The organism is Paraburkholderia sp. PAMB 6770 (assembly GCF_057748135.1).
On sequence record NZ_CM173238.1, the window covers coordinates 3,488,714 to 3,506,074 of the forward strand.

At 65.5% G+C, this 17,361-nt stretch carries 16 protein-coding genes; 8 read left to right on the forward strand and 8 right to left on the reverse strand.

The genetic code is table 11. The features are described from left to right. Nucleotides 1–28: 28 nt before the first annotated feature. Both AC3AP7_RS15780 and AC3AP7_RS15785 read right to left on the reverse strand, forming a co-directional pair. Nucleotides 29–1,051: a class I SAM-dependent methyltransferase gene (locus AC3AP7_RS15780; RefSeq protein WP_475767594.1), complete on the reverse strand. Its 1,023-nt coding sequence runs from the start codon at nt 1,049–1,051 to the stop codon at nt 29–31. A gap of 26 nt (nt 1,052–1,077) precedes the next feature. Then, nucleotides 1,078–2,889 carry a chloride channel protein gene (locus tag AC3AP7_RS15785; RefSeq protein ID WP_475767592.1) on the reverse strand — a complete coding sequence of 604 codons (1,812 nt, stop codon included), beginning with the start codon at nt 2,887–2,889 and terminating at the stop codon, nt 1,078–1,080. Nucleotides 2,890–3,082: 193 nt separating this feature from the next. On the opposite strand from AC3AP7_RS15785, the gene AC3AP7_RS15790 reads away from it, so the two are divergent. Further along, nucleotides 3,083–4,012 (forward strand): LysR family transcriptional regulator, encoded by a 930-nt coding sequence (locus AC3AP7_RS15790; protein WP_475767590.1) that lies wholly within the window; start codon nt 3,083–3,085, stop codon nt 4,010–4,012. 26 nt (nt 4,013–4,038) lie between these two features. Here the strand turns inward: AC3AP7_RS15790 and AC3AP7_RS15795 are convergent, their stop codons facing one another. Both AC3AP7_RS15795 and AC3AP7_RS15800 read right to left on the reverse strand, forming a co-directional pair. Further along, nucleotides 4,039–5,847: a chloride channel protein gene (locus AC3AP7_RS15795; protein ID WP_475767588.1), complete on the reverse strand. Its 1,809-nt coding sequence runs from the start codon at nt 5,845–5,847 to the stop codon at nt 4,039–4,041. 2 nt (nt 5,848–5,849) lie between these two features. Beyond that, complete coding sequence (locus tag AC3AP7_RS15800; RefSeq protein WP_475767586.1) at nt 5,850–6,266, reverse strand: MarR family winged helix-turn-helix transcriptional regulator; 417 nt, start codon at nt 6,264–6,266, stop codon at nt 5,850–5,852. 193 nt (nt 6,267–6,459) lie between these two features. On the opposite strand from AC3AP7_RS15800, the gene AC3AP7_RS15805 reads away from it, so the two are divergent. After that, complete coding sequence (locus AC3AP7_RS15805; protein ID WP_475767584.1) at nt 6,460–6,945, forward strand: universal stress protein; 486 nt, start codon at nt 6,460–6,462, stop codon at nt 6,943–6,945. Nucleotides 6,946–6,979: 34 nt separating this feature from the next. After that, nucleotides 6,980–7,882 carry a cysteine synthase CysM gene (gene cysM, locus AC3AP7_RS15810; protein ID WP_475767891.1) on the forward strand — a complete coding sequence of 301 codons (903 nt, stop codon included), beginning with the start codon at nt 6,980–6,982 and terminating at the stop codon, nt 7,880–7,882. Nucleotides 7,883–7,933: 51 nt separating this feature from the next. Here the strand turns inward: cysM and cfa are convergent, their stop codons facing one another. Then, a complete protein-coding gene (gene cfa, locus AC3AP7_RS15815) occupies nt 7,934–9,133 on the reverse strand; it encodes a cyclopropane fatty acyl phospholipid synthase (RefSeq protein WP_475767582.1) in 1,200 nt (399 codons plus the stop codon). Nucleotides 9,134–9,346: 213 nt separating this feature from the next. On the opposite strand from cfa, the gene AC3AP7_RS15820 reads away from it, so the two are divergent. Beyond that, nucleotides 9,347–9,532: a hypothetical protein gene (locus AC3AP7_RS15820; RefSeq protein WP_475767580.1), complete on the forward strand. Its 186-nt coding sequence runs from the start codon at nt 9,347–9,349 to the stop codon at nt 9,530–9,532. Between the two features lie 32 nt (nt 9,533–9,564). Here AC3AP7_RS15820 and AC3AP7_RS15825 read toward each other — a convergent pair whose 3' ends face one another. The 3 genes from AC3AP7_RS15825 to AC3AP7_RS15835 all read right to left on the reverse strand — a co-directional run bounded on the left by AC3AP7_RS15825 (nt 9,565) and on the right by AC3AP7_RS15835 (nt 11,762). Further along, nucleotides 9,565–9,933 (reverse strand): DUF1840 domain-containing protein, encoded by a 369-nt coding sequence (locus AC3AP7_RS15825; protein WP_487362704.1) that lies wholly within the window; start codon nt 9,931–9,933, stop codon nt 9,565–9,567. A gap of 153 nt (nt 9,934–10,086) precedes the next feature. After that, nucleotides 10,087–10,812 (reverse strand): alanyl-tRNA editing protein, encoded by a 726-nt coding sequence (locus AC3AP7_RS15830; protein WP_475767578.1) that lies wholly within the window; start codon nt 10,810–10,812, stop codon nt 10,087–10,089. Between the two features lie 101 nt (nt 10,813–10,913). Further along, a complete protein-coding gene (locus AC3AP7_RS15835; RefSeq protein ID WP_475767576.1) occupies nt 10,914–11,762 on the reverse strand; it encodes a helix-turn-helix domain-containing protein in 849 nt (282 codons plus the stop codon). A gap of 251 nt (nt 11,763–12,013) precedes the next feature. Between AC3AP7_RS15835 and araD the strand changes: the two genes are divergently transcribed. The 4 genes from araD (at nt 12,014) to AC3AP7_RS15855 (ending at nt 17,303) form a co-directional block, all read left to right on the forward strand. Continuing rightward, entirely contained in the window at nt 12,014–13,783 is a 1,770-nt protein-coding gene (gene araD, locus AC3AP7_RS15840; RefSeq protein ID WP_487362651.1) for an L-arabinonate dehydratase, read from the forward strand. Nucleotides 13,784–13,800: 17 nt separating this feature from the next. Next, a complete protein-coding gene (locus tag AC3AP7_RS15845) occupies nt 13,801–14,535 on the forward strand; it encodes a ribonuclease activity regulator RraA (RefSeq protein ID WP_475767572.1) in 735 nt (244 codons plus the stop codon). A gap of 139 nt (nt 14,536–14,674) precedes the next feature. Next, complete coding sequence (locus tag AC3AP7_RS15850) at nt 14,675–15,937, forward strand: MFS transporter (protein ID WP_475767887.1); 1,263 nt, start codon at nt 14,675–14,677, stop codon at nt 15,935–15,937. Between the two features lie 178 nt (nt 15,938–16,115). Then, entirely contained in the window at nt 16,116–17,303 is a 1,188-nt protein-coding gene (locus AC3AP7_RS15855; RefSeq protein WP_475767570.1) for a porin, read from the forward strand. Nucleotides 17,304–17,361 lie beyond the last annotated feature (58 nt).

Here is a 17,361-nt window from a genome sequence, read left to right on the forward strand (position 1 = left end):
CCGCGTTCGTCATCGCACCGCGCTCCGATCAACCCGCGTGACGCGGCGAGAAATACAACTCGTCGCGCATCGGTACATTGCGCCCGATAATCTCGTAGATCGACAGATCGTCCAGTTCGAATGCCCTTGCCCAATCACCCAGATAGTTGCACCAGGCCCGGAAACGCCGCTCGTCGACAAGGTGCTGCAGCGCCGCTTCCTTCGCCTTGAAATTCGCCTCCCACAGACGCAGCGTCCGCACGCCATGCGTGCGCAGATTGTGCACGCACGACACCTCGAGTCCGCCCTCCCGTATCGCCGTCAACGCATCACCGAGATCGTGCGGCTCGTCGCCCGTCAGCAGATATCGGCGCGAAAATGCGCTGTTGTCGAACCGGGACAATCCTCCGCCCGGGCGGGTCGCCATCACGCAGTGGCAGACCAGCACGCCATCGGGTGACAGGTACGCGCGCAGCGCGTCGACATAACCGGGAAGATCGCTGCGATCGTCATATTCGAGCATGCCGAGGCTCGCGATCCGATCAAACCGGCGCCCGGCGTCCGGGTACGCCCGCAACCGGATCTCGACGCGATCGGCCAGCCCGGCCGCCTTGACGCCAGCGACGGCCCAGTCGAACTGGGGCTTCGAATGCGTGACGCCCACGCATCGCACGCCGAATTGCTGAGCAGCCCGAATGACCAGTGCACCCCATCCGCAGTCGACATCGAGCATCTGCTGGCCCGGCTTGATATCGATCTGCGCCAGAACGCGGTCGATCTGGCACCGTTGCGCGGTCACGAGATCCTCATCGCCCTGCTCGAACCATCCACACGAATGAAACATCAGCGGATCGACCCACATTGCGTCGTAATCGTTGGGGACACCGCGTGCGTACGGGTCGGCACGCGAAAATGCGTGCGACAGGGTCGACTTCAGAAAGCCCCCCATCTCCCGTATCCCGAAGGGTCCCGCACTGTCCGGTTGCCGCTCCCGTGACATCATGCGCGCGGATCGTCTGAGCTGGACGCGCATTTCGCCGAACCGTTGCGTCATTTTCTCGTGCCAGGGCATCGTGCCTCTCCGTTCTCGTCGTCTGTTCAGCGCCCTTCGTCGACGCGCTTGCCGGGCGCATCCTGCCTGGCGGCCGGCGAGAGGCGCGCGCTCCCCGGAATCCACACGCGGCGAAATTGCTCCCGCTCGCGCTCTTCCGCGAACACCGACAGCAGCGGCTTGACGAGGTCATGCCGCGATACGAGGCCGAGCAGACGATTCGTCTTCGTGTCTTCAACCACGGGAACGCGATCGAGCCCGTTGGCCGCCAGACGCCCCGCAACGTTTCTGCACGTTTCGCCGGGCAGCGCGACCTCGGGCAGCGTATGCGCGAAGAGCGAGCCGACCGGTGCGTCCCGCTCGCCCGAGGGCACCGGGTCAAGCAGCGCGCGATCGATCATGCCGACGAGGACGCCGTCGGCAACGACCGGATACGCGCGGAATTTCTGGTGCGGGCCGAAATGGTCGCGCAGCACATCGGCAACGGTCGTTGCCGTGTCGATTGTCTCCACGGTCCGCGTCATCACTTCGTCGACGTAATGCCGTTCGAGCGGATCGACGCTGTATTCGCGGTAAATGTGGTAGCCGCGCCGCGCAATCTTCTCGGTCAGAATCGAGCGGCGCATGATCAGCACAGTCAGCCCATACGCGACCGCAGCGGCAGTCAGCAGCGGAAGCAGCGCGTTGGCGTCGCCGGTCAGTTCGAATGCGAAGACTGCTGCCATGACGGGCGAACGCATCATGCCGCCGAGCGCGGCGGCCATGAAGACGAGCGGCCAGATCGCGGGTTGCCCTCCGGGCATGTACGGCGCGACGACTGCGCCTACACCCGCGCCCATCATCAGCAATGGAGCCAGCACGCCGCCCGACGTGCCGGAGGCGAGCGCGATGACCCAGATCACCGCCTTGACCAGCACGATCGAGATCACCACGCCGATCGCCAGATGATTCAGCAGCAGATCGCCGATCACGTCATAGCCGACGCCCAGCGTGCGCGGCTGGCAATACCCGCCGATCCCCACTGCGATCGCGCCGAGCGCCGGCCACCACATCCAGTGGATCGGCAGCTTGCCGAAGAGGTCCTCGACCTTGTAGAGCGTCGTCGAGAGGCCCCACGACAAAGTGCCTGCGATCACCCCGGCAATGCTCGACGACACGAAGCCGATCGGGCCGAGGGGCAACGTGTGCAACGGAAACATCGGCCCGCTGCCGAGCAGCAGCGGGCGCGCGAAGCCGGCCACCGCACACGCGATCGCCACCGGCAACAGGCTGCGGGGCCGCAGCTCGAACAACAGCAATTCGATCGCGAGCAGGACCGCCGCGATCGGCGTGCCGAACACCGCGGTCATCCCCGCCACCGCGCCCGCCACGAGCAGCGCCTTGCGCTCGGCACTCGTCAGATGGAAGTGCTGCGCGATCAGCGAGCCGATCGCGCCGCCTGTCATGATGATCGGGCCTTCGGCGCCGAATGGACCGCCGCTGCCGATCGCGATCGCCGACGCCAGCGGCTTCAGAACGGCCAGTTTCGACGACATCCTGCTCTTTCCGAACAGGATCGCTTCGATCGCTTCAGGGATCCCGTGACCGCGCACCTGCTCCGAGCCATAGCGTGCAATGAGGCCCACCAGCAGACCGCCGACCACCGGTGCCACCACCACGAACAGCCCCAGCGTGTTCTGCGAAGGCGAGTGGTTGGCGGTGGAGATCGTCTGGAAGAAAAACAGGTTGGTGAAGAAGCGGATCAGATGCAGCAGGAAATCAGCCGCCACCGTACTCAACAGGCCGCCGACCGCCGCGATGGCGCTGATGCGCAGAAGTCGAATGTCCGCCGCGAAGTCGCCTCTGTCTTCGTTCGTCATGGTGTGTCCGGTCGCTGAAGATCGTTCGTTCTGCTCTCCGTCGACGCCGGATCGCTTTCACGCTGCGGATTCGCACGCCGCCGCGACGCATTGGCAATGGCGGCGCAGCAACACGCTCTATGCTGAATACCGGTTTGAAAATTGGCAAATGAATTATTATTTCTGATAACTGCAAAAAAAATGCACTGATCCGATGGATATCGACCTTGCACGAACCTTCCTCGAAATTGCAGACAGCGGCAGCTTCGTCGCGGCGGCCGAGCGCCTGCATCTGACGCAAACGGCGGTCGGCGCGCGCATCCGGTCGCTCGAAGAGCAACTCGGGCGAGCACTCTTCATTCGCAACAAGGCGGGGGCGCGGCTCACGCCGGCGGGAGAGCGGTTCGTCCGCTACGCGACCAGCCTGGTCCAGGGCTGGGAACGCGCACGGCAGCACGTCGCGCTGCCGCCGGGAAGAAAAGCGGGGATCAGCGTCGGCGGCGAGCCCAGCATCTGGCATCCGCTGCTCGCCGACTGGCTGGTATGGATGCACGACGCGTGCCCCGATGTGGCGTTGCGCGCCGACGTCGACGCCCCGAACCGCCTGCTCGAACGGGTCGAGGACGGCTCACTCGACCTTGCGCTGGTCTACAACCCGCCCCGGCAGTCGGGGCTCGTCTGCGAACTGCTGCTGGAAGAAAAGCTCGTGATGGTCACGAATGCCGCACACCGCCGGTTCAACCCGAAGCACTATGTCTACGTTGACTGGGGGCCCGATTTCGCCTCGAATCATCGCGCGGCGTTTCCGGATCACCCCAATCCGCCGGTCACCATTTCGTTTGGACCGCTCGCGCTGATCTATCTTTTGTCGGTGGGTGGAACGGGCTATTTTCGGGCAGGCACGGTGGCGCCGTTCCTCCAGAAAGGCGAGCTCTTTCTGGTGCGAGGCGCGCCCGCTTTTTCCCACTCCGCGTACGCGGTGTACGCAGCGCAATACGACGGCGACGTGCTGTCGCGCGCACGCGCCGGGTTGCGGATCGTCGCGAACCAGGCGAGCATCGGACCGACCCAACCCATCGGCGCGCGTCCGCGCCGCTCGCAGTCGCGGCGCGCCGCGCTGTCGTCCGCGCCTAAAGCGCGCTGAGCGCCCGGCGCGGCGCGGGTGCACCGCTATGCCTGGCCGGACTTGCGGGTCGGCAGGAAGCGGCGCTTGCGCGGCGAAACCGGGATGAGCCGCCGGAACCGCTCGCGCTTGTGCTCTTCCTCGAAGTGCGCAAGCGACGGCTTGATCAGATCGCTTCGCGACACGAGTCCGACCAGCGCAAGCGAACGGTGATCCGCCACCACCGGCAAGCGTTCGACGCCGTGCACGGCCATTCGCGTGGCAACCAGCCGGCATGTTTCGTCCGGCAGCGCATAGAGGGGTGGGTGATGGCGGAACATCGCGGCGAGTGTCGTATCGGGTCCGCCGGCGGGCGCGTCGCGACTGGCCGCGTCGAGCACCGCGCGATCGACCACGCCCACCAGCGCGCCGTGATCGACAACCGGATACGCACGACGCCGCTGCGACGAGTCGAAGAAGCGCGCGAGCGTTTCACCCACCGTTTCGCTCGCTTCGACCGACTCCACCGAGCGCGTCATCACTTCGTCCACGTCATGCCGTTCGAGCGGATCCACGCCGTACTCGCGGTAGATGTGATACCCGCGGCGCGCAATCTTCTCGGTCATGATCGAGCGCTTCATCAGGAGAATGGCCAGTCCGTGTGCCACCAGCGTCGCGGTGAGAAGCGGCAAAAGCGCGTTGCTGTCGTGCGTCAGTCCGAACGCGAACACGATGGCCGTCAACGGTGCGCCCAGCGTTGCACCGAGCGTCGCTGCCATGCAGACGAGCGGCCAGAGCGCCGGCTCGTTGCCGGGCAGGTAATGCGACAGCACGGTGCCGAGCCCCGCACCGAGCATCAACAGCGGCGCGAGCACACCGCCGGACGTGCCGGAACCCAGCGCGAACACCCACATGATGGCCTTGACCGTCAGCAGCGCGAGCGCGATCTGCAACGCAATGTGCTGATGCAGCAGATCGCCGATCACGTCGTACCCGACCCCGAGCGCGCGCGGCTGGAGCCACCCGCCGAAACCGACGACGAGCCCGCCGATCGCGGGCCACCACATCCAGTGCAAGGGCAGCTTGCCGAACAGATCCTCGATCTTGTAGAGGCCGGCCGACAGCACCGAAGCCAGCGCGCCTGAAAGCGCGCCTGCCACGATGCAGGACGCGAACGACTGAAAGTCCGCCGCGGGCGTCTGGAGCGGAAATAGCGGCCCCATGCCGAAAAAAGCAGCCCGCGCAAAGCCGGCGACCGCACAGGCCACCGCGACCGGGAGCAGGCTACGCGGGCGCCACTCGAACAGCAGAAGCTCCACCGCCAGCAGAACCGCCGCGACAGGTGTGCCGAAAACGGCGGTCATCCCTGCGGCGGCGCCCGCCACGAGCAACGTCTTGCGTTCGGCGGCGGTCACCTTCACGCATTGCGCGATCAGGGAACCCAGCGCGCCGCCCGTCATGATGATCGGGCCTTCCGCGCCAAATGGGCCGCCGCTGCCGATCACGATGCCGGACGACAGCGGCTTGAGAATCGCGACTTTCGGCGACATCTTGCTCTTGCCGAACAGGATCGCCTCGATCGCTTCAGGAATGCCGTGGCCGCGGATCTTCTCCGACCCGTAGCGGGCCATCAGGCCGACGATCAACCCGCCGATCACGGGAATCACGATGACCCACGCCCCTAGCGTGTTGTTCGCCGGCGAGCGGTTCGCGAACGAAAACGACCCGTAGAAAAACAGGTTCGTGAACAGGTAGATCAGGTTCAGCAGCACGAACGCCGCGAGGGTGCTGAGAAGGCCAATGCCGGTCGCCATGCCCAGCATCCAGGGCAAACGGGCGTTGAGAGAAAAATCGCGCTTGTGCGAATGACTGCTCATGACTATTCGAGGTCGACGTGTGGAATCCGGAAAGCACCCTGAAGCGATTTCAACTCGGCCCGGTGCAATTGCGCGAGCCGCGCCAGCACCTTCTCACCCGCGCGTTCGAGATGAACTTCGACCCGCCTGTGATCCGCGTCGCTCACCTGACGGCGCACGAGGCCGAGCGCCTCGCAGCGGGTCACGAGCGCGACGACGCCGTGATGATGCGCCTGCAGCCGCTCCGCCAGTTCGCCGATGCTCGCCCAGTCGCGTTCCGGATAGCCCTTCACATGCAGCAGCAGCAGGTACTGCAGCGGGGTGATTCCTTCGTCGTGGGCGGCCTGCTCCGAAAATCGCTCGAAGCGCCGCATCTGATAGCGAAACCCGGAAAGCTGCTCGAAGTCGGCGCGGGTCAGCGTACGGGCGGATTCGTTCATGGCGTTCGTCGATGCTGTCGGAGGTGGAATATATCATAGCGCGATATATCCGGCATATCGGCACGATCGCATCAGGCCCCTTCTTACATCACAACATGATATATACTGAAGTATCGGAGACATCTGCGGACAACGTGCCACACCTGCGCAATCCCGCTGCGTACCGGCGGAAAGGCAGGAGGAAAGAAGCGACATGTCGACCTTCAGACGAATGCTGTTGTGCTATGACGCCACCCACGAGGGTCAATGCGCGCTCAGGGAAGCCGGCGTACTCGCGCAGCGAATGGGCGCGCAGGTGCATGTGCTCTCCATCCTGAACATGCAGCAATGGACGCAGGGAGCCGACATCATGTCCGAGGTCCCGTTCGAGGCAGTCAACGACGCCGCACGCGCGTTGCTGGCAGAAGGCGTTCGCCGCCTGACCGAAAGCGGCATCCGTGCGGTCGGACACTTCACCACGGGGGATCCTCTGGTGCAGATTCCCCGCTTCGCAACCGAGTTCGACATCGACCTGATCGTCGTTGGCCATCGCCGCAGCTCGCGAATTGCGCGCTGGTGGTCGGGTGCGACAGACCGGCTGCTGCTCGACCGGGTTGCTTGCAGCGTGCTTGTCGCAACCGGCTCACAAGACGAAAGCGACGACACCGGCAGTCGCCCCGCCCCACCCGAACCCACCTGACCGGCGGGCTCGGTCCTCTTTCCATTCCGACGACATGCCCTACGCAACGATCGATTCCGTTATCGGCAACACACCCCTCGTTCAACTGGTTCGCCTTCCGGACGAATCCGTCCGGATGCGACGCAACGTCATCCTTGCGAAACTGGAGGGCAACAACCCGGCCGGCTCGGTCAAGGATCGGGCGGCGCATTCGATGATCGCCGGCGCGGAAATGCGCGGTGAGATTCACCCCGGCGACGTGCTGATCGAAGCAACGAGCGGAAATACCGGCATCGCCCTCGCAATGGTCGCCGCGCTGCGCGGATACCGGATGATCCTCGTGATGCCGGAGGACGTGTCCGTCGAGCGCCGCTGCAGCATGTCGGCCTACGGCGCGGAACTGGTGCTGACGTCCAGCAAGGGCGGCATGGAGCACGCGCGCGATGTCGCCGCGGAACTGGCGGCGAAAGGCACGGGCAAAATACTCAATCAGTTTTCGAATCCGGACAACCCGCTCGCGCATTACGTCGGCACAGGACCCGAAATATGGCGGCAGACGAATGGGCGCATCACCCACTTTGTTTCCGCAATGGGCACGACGGGCACGATCATGGGTACGGGCCGGTTTCTGGTCGAGAAGAATCCCCGCGTCGCGATCGTCGGCGTCCAGCCCGAAGAGCATGCGCGAATCCCCGGCATTCGCGCATGGTCGGAAGGGTATCTTCCCGCGTTCTACGAACCGGCGCGCGTGGACCGGATCGAATCGGTCAGCCAGAGCGCGGCCGAAGTCACCGCGCGCCGCCTCGCATCGATCGAGGGGATTTTTTGCGGCATGTCGTCCGGGGGCGCTTGCGCGGCCGCGCTCGCGCTTGCCCGCGAGGTTGAGGATGCAACGATCGTGTTCATCGTCTGCGACCGGGGCGACCGGTATCTGTCGACGGGCGCGTTTCCAACGTGATGCGGTGAGGCGCCGCGCGCCGCTGCGCCCCATGTCGCGGGCAAACAGCGCTTACCCGAGCGCGACGGACGACGAACGCAACGCGTCGGGCCGGCAATACCCACCCGGCACGCCGCGCTTCGACAACACCCACTGCCAGAGCTGATTTTCGCGGGCGCGAAACGATCCGGCGCAGGACAGCAGGTAGTACCGCCACATCCGGCAGAACCGCTCGCCCATTGCCGGCGCAAAGCGAGACCAGTTCTGCGCGAAATTCTCGTGCCACGCCATCAGCGTGCGATCGTAGCCGGCACCGAAGTTGTGCAGGTCTTCGACGACGAACAGTCCGTCCGTTGCATCGGCGATCGCGCCGATCGAGGGTATTTCGCCGTTTGGAAAAATATAGCGGTCGATCCACGGGTCCGGACGCGAGTCGCGGCGATTCTTTCCGATCGTATGCAGCAGGAACAGGCCGTCGTCGTCGAGGCAACGTCTTGCAACCTCCATGAACTGACGATAGTTATGGTGGCCGACGTGCTCGAACATGCCGACGCTCGCAATCCGGTCGAAGCGCTCGTTCAGCGTGCGGTAATCCTGGAGCCGGAATTCGACAGGCAGGCCCGCGTAGCGGCGTTCACCCCAGGCGGCCTGCTCGCGGGAAACCGTCACGCCGACGCATTGCACCCCGTAATGTTGCGCGGCATACCCCATCAGGCTTCCCCAGCCGCATCCGATGTCCAGCACGCGCATGCCCGGCTGCAACCGGAGTTTGCGGCAGATGAGGTCGAGTTTCGCCTCCTGCGCATCGGCAAGCGTCGTCGCGCCTTCCGACCAGTATCCACAGGAATAGGTCATCCGCGCATCGAGCATCGCCTCATAGAAGTCATTGCCGATGTCGTAGTGCACACGGCCCACCTGCCAGGCACGCGTCGCGCTTTGCCGGTTGAAGTAGCGATAGCGCAGCGCGGACCACATGAGACCGAACGGCTTGACCCGCTCGTCGAGGTGCGCGGCGAGCGCCTTCGCGAAGAACTCGTCCAGCCGCTCACATTCCCAGTGACCGTCCAGATAGGCCTCGCCGAGTCCGAGGCTGCCATGCGCCAGCGCGCGCTCCGGCACACCCGGCCGCAGAAAGCGGATGTCCCACGGCCGGTCGCCGCCGATGCGAATGTCGGCTTCCCGCAGCAACGCCTCCGCCTGACGATAGGCTCTCGACGGCCTCGCGCGCGAACCGCCGCTGGTTTTCGTGTGTCCGTTCACGTCGGTCAGCATGGCATTCCCTCATCGTCGAACTGCGGGTATGGCCCGTCGCCGGAAAAGACTTCGCTGCGCTTGCCCGTGGCCGGCCGGATTCTGGTGTGACGACGGGCTCGCAAGATAGGCCAAACAATATCATGTTGTGATGTATAATTGAATCGCCGGAGTTTCCGATTCCGGATCGCGCTGAAGTCCCTCACCGTGCCGGATCGGAGGGGAGGGAATGTCATGGTTATCAGCAACGACTTCGAAATCGGATACCTGCTTGTGGTATTCGCTCTGCTCGGAAGCATTCTGATCGGCGCGCTGCTCGGCGTACTCCACCTGGACAGCTGGCATCCCAATGTTATCGGCGCGGCGGCAGGCACCCTGCTGTGCGTTGCGCTGATCGAGGCACTGCCTGCGCTGATCTGAGACAGGTTCGCCCGGACACCCGGGCGAATGGCTCAGACTCCCCAGACAATGTTACCGCCCTCCGCCCGGGTGCTGCGCATCATCTCGAGAAATGGCCACGCCCGCTGCGCGAGGCCACACTGCGCCTCTTCGAGGTAGCCATGTGCGGCGCGCGCGGAATGCGGGCGCCGTTCCCGATCGTCCTTCTCCTCGCGGATGACGGCTTCGAGTCGTGCGATTGCCGCGGGCAAGTCCTCCTGACGCAATACGCCCACCGTCTGGAAATTTTTGCCCACGAGGCCGAGGAGAAACTGGGCGAGGTTTCGCTGCATCATGACATCGGGCGCGGCTGCCGAATGAAATTTGATGAATATATCGCAATCCTTAACATCTTGATTCCGGATTTCTCTCGCCTCTTTCAGGCGAGGTGCCCCGGCGGCACGCTGCGCAACGCCCGCTCGCGCGGACGCCGGCCTGCGATCGTCCGGCCGGGAGACCTCCCTCTATTTTATATCACTTCATGATATTTTAACAATCGGCTGGGCAAGGCGCGGGTCTGGTCGAACTGACGACGATCACGCATTCACCAGGCCGATACGCACCCGCCGGTTGTGGCGGCCCTTGTTGTCGATTTTCAGAATCCGGATCGGCCGCGACGCGCCGGTTTCGCCCAGATGCGTGCCGCCGCACGCCTGGCGATCGAGGCCGACGATGTCGACAATGCGGATCAGTCCGTCCGTCGTCGGTGGCGGGGCGACCGATTTCGAGCGGATCAGCCCGTGTTCGCCGCTTGCCTGCGCGAGCGGGAGATAGACGTCGCGTACCGGCAGGTTCTGCCGGATCGCGTCGTTGATCGGTCCTTCCAGCGCGCGCAGCGTGTCGTTGTCCGCGTCGGGCACGTCGAAATCCATGCGCGCGGTGCCGTCGTCGTTCATCTGCACACCGGTCACGAGGGCGCCATCGAACGCCTGAAACACGAATGCGTTGAGCACGTGCGTGCCGGTGTGCAACTCGCGCATCATCTGACGGAATGCGGTGTCGGCCACGGCTTCGACGGGGCCGCTGATTTCCGCTGCCGCGTCTGCCAGCAGAATCCACGTGCCGCCGCCTGCGCTTTCGAAGCCGGACACGGCCAGTTCGCCGCCGTTCCAGCGCAGCATGCCGCGATCGGGCAGTTGCCCGCCGCCGCCGGGATAAAACGGCGATACGTCCAGCAGCACGCGGCCCGGCCGCGCATCGACAACGGTCGACTCCAGACGGTGAACGTCAGGGTTCAGATGGTAGAAAGGGCGTGCGGGCATGATCGGTTCCAGAGTGATGTTGCTCGCAGTGTCGCGCGCCCCCCACTGCCGGTATTGGTCAAAATTGCGATCTGGAACGCGCACGCACCGCTGCCGTGTCCTCAGGCGGCGCTCCCGCCGTCCGCGCGCGCCGCCTTCGCGTACTGCAGCGGCGTAATGCCGTAGCAGCGCTTGAAGTATTTGCTCAATGCGCTCTGGTCATAGAACCCTGTGGCGGCGGCCACCCGCGCGATCGGCATCGCGCGGTGCAGCAGCGCGCACGCGTGTTTCAGGCGCGCCTGGATCAGATACGCGTGCGGTGTCATGCCAACGCCGCGCTTGAACAGACCGATCAGCTGAAACGGCGTCAGCCCCACGGCGGCGCTCAATGCTTCGAGGCGCAGATCCTGTGCATGACATTCGTCGATCAGCTCCGTGACGACCCGCAGCCGCTGCCGGTCGCGCGGGGCTACGCCGATGCGTGCGCCGCCGTCCCCATGACGCCGATAAAGCTGCCCGAACGTCGAGAACAGCAGTTCGCGCTCCCGGAACAGATCGCGCCCGTCCTCGATTGCGCGATGCAGCGCGAGAAAGCGCTCGACGAGATTCGCATCGTCGAACCGGTTCGTCATGAAGTACGGAACGCGCTCGATGCCGAGGCCGCGCGCCACCGCGTCGATGGCCGGCTGCGCGAGGTAGAACGAGCGGTATCGCCAGCGTTCGCTGCTGCCCATCCAGCCGGAGTGCGCTTCGGCCGGATTGAAGACGTACAGCGTCGACGCGCGCGCCTCCTCGACCACGCCGCGGCTCTTGATCACGGAACCGCCGGTCTCGGTGACCGCGATCACCAGCCCGTCGTGCGTATGCGGCGCGTAAGACTGCGTGGTGAAATCCGCGCACATGAGACTGAGCCCGGACGTATGCGGGTCCCACCAGTATCGGGCCAGATTTTTCGGATCGCTGCGTGACATCGCCTGATTTCTCCCGGCGGGTCCCACGCGCACCCGCGCCGGACGAACCGGACGCCGGTGCCGCAGGAGCCCTCGACAGGGGCAGTCTACCGCGCCCCGCTACCCGCGCGAATCGCGCGGCCATGATCGAACGCCGCGAGCGGGCATGCGTCCCGTGCTCGGTATTAACCCTGGCTGTCCGCCACATATGACAACGCTACCATTGCGAATTATTGTCCCAGCCTCATTTTTACCGTTTGATTTTTGCTTAGATGGTAACGTTATCAAAGGAGAAGCCGTTGTCCTCGAACCGCAAGAAGCCCGAAGCGCTGCGCAGCTACCGCTGGTACGGGGTCAACGACCTCCGTTCGTTCGGTCACCGTTCGCGCACCGCGCAGATGGGCTATCACGCCTCCGATTACATGGGCAAGCCGGTGATCGCCGTCGTCAATACGTGGAGCGAAATCAATTCGTGCCACACGCACTTCAAGCAGCGCGTGGAGGAGGTGAAGCGCGGCATCTGGCAGGCGGGCGGCTTCCCGGTCGAGATGCCGGTGATGACGCTTGCCGAGCCCTTCCAGAAGCCGACCACGATGCTCTACCGCAACTTCCTCGCGATGGAGACCGAGGAGTTGCTGAAGTCCTACCCGTTCGACGGCTGCGTGCTGATGGGCGGCTGCGACAAGACCACACCGGGCCTGCTGATGGGCGCGATCAGCATGAACCTGCCGGCGATCTACCTGCCCGCCGGCCCGATGCTGCGCGGCAACTGGAACGGCCGCACGCTCGGCAGCGGCTCCGACACGTGGAAATACTGGGCGGAACTGCGCGCGGGAAAGATCACCGAGGACGAGTGGAAGGGCATCGAAAGCGGTATCGCGCGCTCGCCCGGCCATTGCATGACGATGGGCACCGCCTCGACGATGACGAGCGCCACCGAAGCGCTCGGCCTCACGCTGCCCGGCTTCTCGTCGATTCCGGCGGCCGACTCGCGGCATGCGCAGTATGCGTCGCTTACTGGCCAGCGCATCGTCGAGATGGTGTGGACCGACCAGAAGCCCTCGGACATCCTCACCGCGAAATCATTCGACAACGCGGTGACCACCGTGCTCGCGATGTCCGGCTCGACCAACGCGATCGTCCACCTGGTCGCCGTCGCGCGCCGCGCGGGCATCGATCTGGGCACCGCGCGCTTCGACGAACTCGCGCGCATCACGCCCGTGCTCGGCAACATTCGCCCGGCCGGCCAGTATCTGATGGAAGACTTCTATTACGCAGGCGGCCTGCGCGCGCTGCTCGCGGAACTCGGCGAGCTGATCGACGGCACGCAGATGACCGTCAGCGGCGCGACCCTCGGCGAAAACATCGCGGGCGCGCAGATCTTCGACACGGACGTGATCCGCCCGCGCGACAACCCGCTCGTTGCGCGGGACGGCCTCGCGGTCCTCACCGGCAACCTCGCGCCGGACGGCGCGGTGATCAAGCCCGCGGCGATGGAAGCGCATCTGCTGCGGCACCGCGGCCCCGCCGTCGTGTTCAAGGATTACAACGACATGGCCGCGCGCATCGACAGCGAAACGCTCGACGTGAGCGCGGATTCGGTGATCGTGCTGCAGCACGCCGGCCCCGTCGGCGCACCCGGCATGCCCGAATGGGGCCAGTTGCCGATTCCGCAAAAGCTGCTGAAACAGGGCGTGCGCGACATGTTGCGCATCTCCGATGCGCGCATGAGCGGCACGAGCTATGGCGCGTGCGTGCTGCACGTCGCGCCCGAATCGTTCGTCGGCGGACCGCTCGCGCTCGTGAAGGACGGCGATATCATCGAACTCGACGTCGCGCAGCGCCGTCTGCATCTGCACGTGAGCGAGGCCGAACTCGCCGCCCGCAAAGCCGCGTGGACGCCGCCGCCGCGGCCGTTCGAACGCGGCTTCGGCGTGATGCATCAACTGCACGTGACCCAGGCGAACAAGGGCTGCGACTTCGACTTCCTCGAAGAAAAACTCACCGCCGCACCCGCCGGCACGGAACCCGAAATCCATTGACGCAAAGGCATCCGATCATGACTTCTCCTGCTTTTCCGGTCAGCGAGGCGACGCTCGAACAGCTTCGCCACGTCAGCACGGCGACGCTCACCACCCAGCTTTTCAAGCGCGGCCTGCGCAATGTCTTCCTGCAGGGGGTCGCCCCGCTCGTGAAGCCCGAGCCGGGCACGCCGAACGTCGTCGGTCCCGCGTTCACGCTGCGCAACATCCCGGCGCGCGAGGATCTCGACCACGTCGGCGTGTTCCAGGATCCCGATCATCCGCAGCGCAAGGCGATCGAAACGGCGCCGCCCGGCAGCGTGCTGGTGCAGGACTGCCGCGGCGACACGACCGTTGCGTCGGTCGGCTCGATTCTCGCGCTGCGCCTTGCCAAACGCGGCGTCGCCGGCATGGTGTCGGACGGTCCGGTACGCGACAGCGGCACGATCGCCGCGCTCGGCCTGCCGATCTGGTGCGCCGGCGCGAGCGCGCCGCTCAATCTGGCGAAGCATCACGCGGTCGACATGAACGTGCCGATCGCCTGCGGCGGCGTGCCGGTGTACCCCGGCGACATCGTCGTCGCGGACGTGGACGGCGTCGTGATCGTGCCGCACGAAATGGCCGAAGCGGTCGCCCGTGACGCGCTGGAGCAGGAGCGTCTCGAAGCGTTCATCACCTCGCGCATCGCCGAAGGCCGGCCGCTGCGCGGCACCTATCCGCCCGACGAAGCCACGCTCGCCGACTATCGCGCCGCCGGCGAAACGCCCCGCTAAGACCAACGGCCGCCGCCCGCGTGCGGCGGCCTCCACCATAACAACGCCCGCCGCCACGGCGGGTTCAGGAGACGTCGTGAATCAGACCCCTTCCGCCATCGACGAGTCTCGCCTCGTCAACCGCCTCGGGCTGCGGCTCATGCCGATGCTCGGGCTGCTCTATCTGGTCGCCTACATCGACCGCTCGAACATCGCGTTTGCGAAGCTGCAGATGCTCGGCAGCCTGCATCTGTCCGAAGTCGCGTATGGGCTGGGCGCGTCGCTGTTCTTCATCGGCTACCTGCTGTTCGAGGTGCCGAGCAACGTGATGCTGCACCGCTTCGGCGCGCCGCGCTGGATGGCGCGCATCATGTTCACATGGGGCGTCGTGACGATCCTGCTCGCGTTCACGCGCAACGCGACGATGTTCTACGTGCTGCGCTTTCTGCTCGGCGCCTCCGAGGCGGGCCTCTATCCGGGCGTGATCTACTACCTGACGCTGTGGTTTCCGCAACGCCACCGCGTGCGCATGCTCGGCTATTTCACGGTAGGCAGCAGCCTCGGCAACATGATCGGCGCGCCGATCTGCGGCTGGCTGCTCGACAAGGGCGGCCTGTTCGGCCTGCACGGCTGGCAGCTCGTGTTCGTCGTGACGGGCGTTCCGTCCGTACTCCTCGCGTTTGTCGTGATCTTTTTGCTGCCTGTCTCGCCGCGTACCGCCGCATTCCTGTCGACGGCCGAACGCAGCTGGCTCGTCAGTACGCTCGACGCCGAAAATGCGCGCACCCGGGCCAACCCGACAGCGCATGCATCGCTGCTGCGCGTGATCACCGGACCTCGCGTGCTCGGCATGGCGTTCTACTACATGATGCTGTCGATCTCCGTGTACGGCGTGAGCTACTGGCTGCCGACGCTCGTGAAGGGCTTCGGCGTCACCAATACGACCAACGGCCTGCTCAACATCATCCCGTGGCTCGTCGCGACGCTCGTGCTCGCCACGCTGCCCACGCGCCTGCGCGGCGGCAACCGCGCGGTCGTCGCGATGATCGCGTCGGCGCTGCTCGGCATGGTGTTCTTCCTCGCATCGGTGTTCCTGCCGACCAATACGCTGCGCTTTGCCGCGCTGTGTCTCGGCGCACCGTGCATGTACCTGCTGATTCCGTGCTTCTGGACGCTGCCGCCGAAGTTCTTCGTCGGCGCTAGCGCGGCAGCGGGCATCGCGGCCATCAACTCGCTCGGCAACATCGGCGGCTTCATTGCGCAGAACCTCGTGCCGATCGTGCGCGAAGCGAGCGGCAGCACGCGCGCGCCGATGCTGATTCCGGCGTCGTGCATGCTGATCTTCGCGCTCAGCTCGACGCTGGTCCTCTACTTCGGCAGCCGCCGCGGCGGGTCCGTCCAGCCCACACCCGTCACCGAATAATCCGTCGTCGCCGCGCGTCCGCGCGGTTTCGACGCCCACCGATGACAACGTTACCATCGGGCGCTCCGCCCGGTGGTGGCCGACGTCGACCCCGCGACCTGGAGACAGTCGCGTTCCCCCTGCGTGCGCCGGGCCCGATGCCCGCGCGCCGCACATAGAACGATGAGGAGAATACGCAGTGAAATACAGCCGGTTGATTCCATTTGGTCTGCTCGGGCTTGCGGCAGGCGTCGCGCACGCGCAGAGCTCGGTGACGCTATACGGTGTCGTCGATCAGGGCGTGAGCTATACGAGCAACGTGGGCGGCAAGAGCCAGTGGAGCATGGCGGGCGGCGTGCTGCAGGGCGACCGTTGGGGCCTGCGCGGCGCGGAGGATCTCGGCGGCGGGCTGAAGTCGATCTTCGTGCTCGAAAACGGCTTCGACGCGAGCACCGGCAAGGCCGCGCAAGGGGGCCTCGAATTCGGCCGCGAGGCCTACGTCGGCCTCGCCGACGCGCGGCTCGGCACCGTCACGCTCGGCCGCCAGTATGACGAGGTCGTCGAGCATGCGGGCATCTTCGCCGATCGCGCGGTGGGCGGCGGCTATATCGCCGCGCACCCGGGCGACATCGACAACTTCAACAACGCGTACCGCACCGACAACTCGATCCGCTACGAAAGCCCGAACGACAACGGCCTGCAGGCGGGGGCGATGTACAGCCTCGGCGGCGCGGCCGGCGACTTCACGCGCAACCAGGCATGGTCGCTCGGCGCAAGCTACGAGAACGGACCGTTCTCCGCGGGCGCAGCCTACATGAACGTGCGCAACCCGAACGTCAGCTTCTTCGGCAACAGCACGACCGGCACGCCGAGTGCGGCGACCTCGAACATCTCGTCGCCGGTGTACAGCGGCTTCGCGTCCGCGCACACGTATCAGGTGATCGCGGCCGGCGGCGCGTACCGGATCGGCGCGGCCACCGTCGGCGCGACGTACTCGAACATCCAGTTCATCGGGCTCGGCGACACGGCGCAATCCGGTGTGAACCCGTCCGGCTACAGCGGCTCCGTGCATTTCAACAACGCGGAAATCAACCTGCGCTACCGCTTCACGCCGGCATTCTCGATGACCGCCGCGTACGACTACATGAAAAGCGGCAGCGTCGCGGCGGCAAGCGGCGTGAACCCCGGCGCAACCTATCAGCAGGGCACGCTGAGCGCGGATTACCTGCTGTCGAAGCGCACTGACGTGTACATCATCGGCGTCTACCAGCATGCCGGCGGCACGGACTCGCGCGACGCGCCCGCGGTCGCCGCGATCAACGGGCTGAGCGCTTCGTCGAACGACCGCCAGATGACCGTGCACATCGGTCTGCGGCACCGCTTCTGACGCCGCGCGCGTGCGCACCTCGCACGGCGCACGCGCTTTCCCCCAGGCGGCGCCTTCG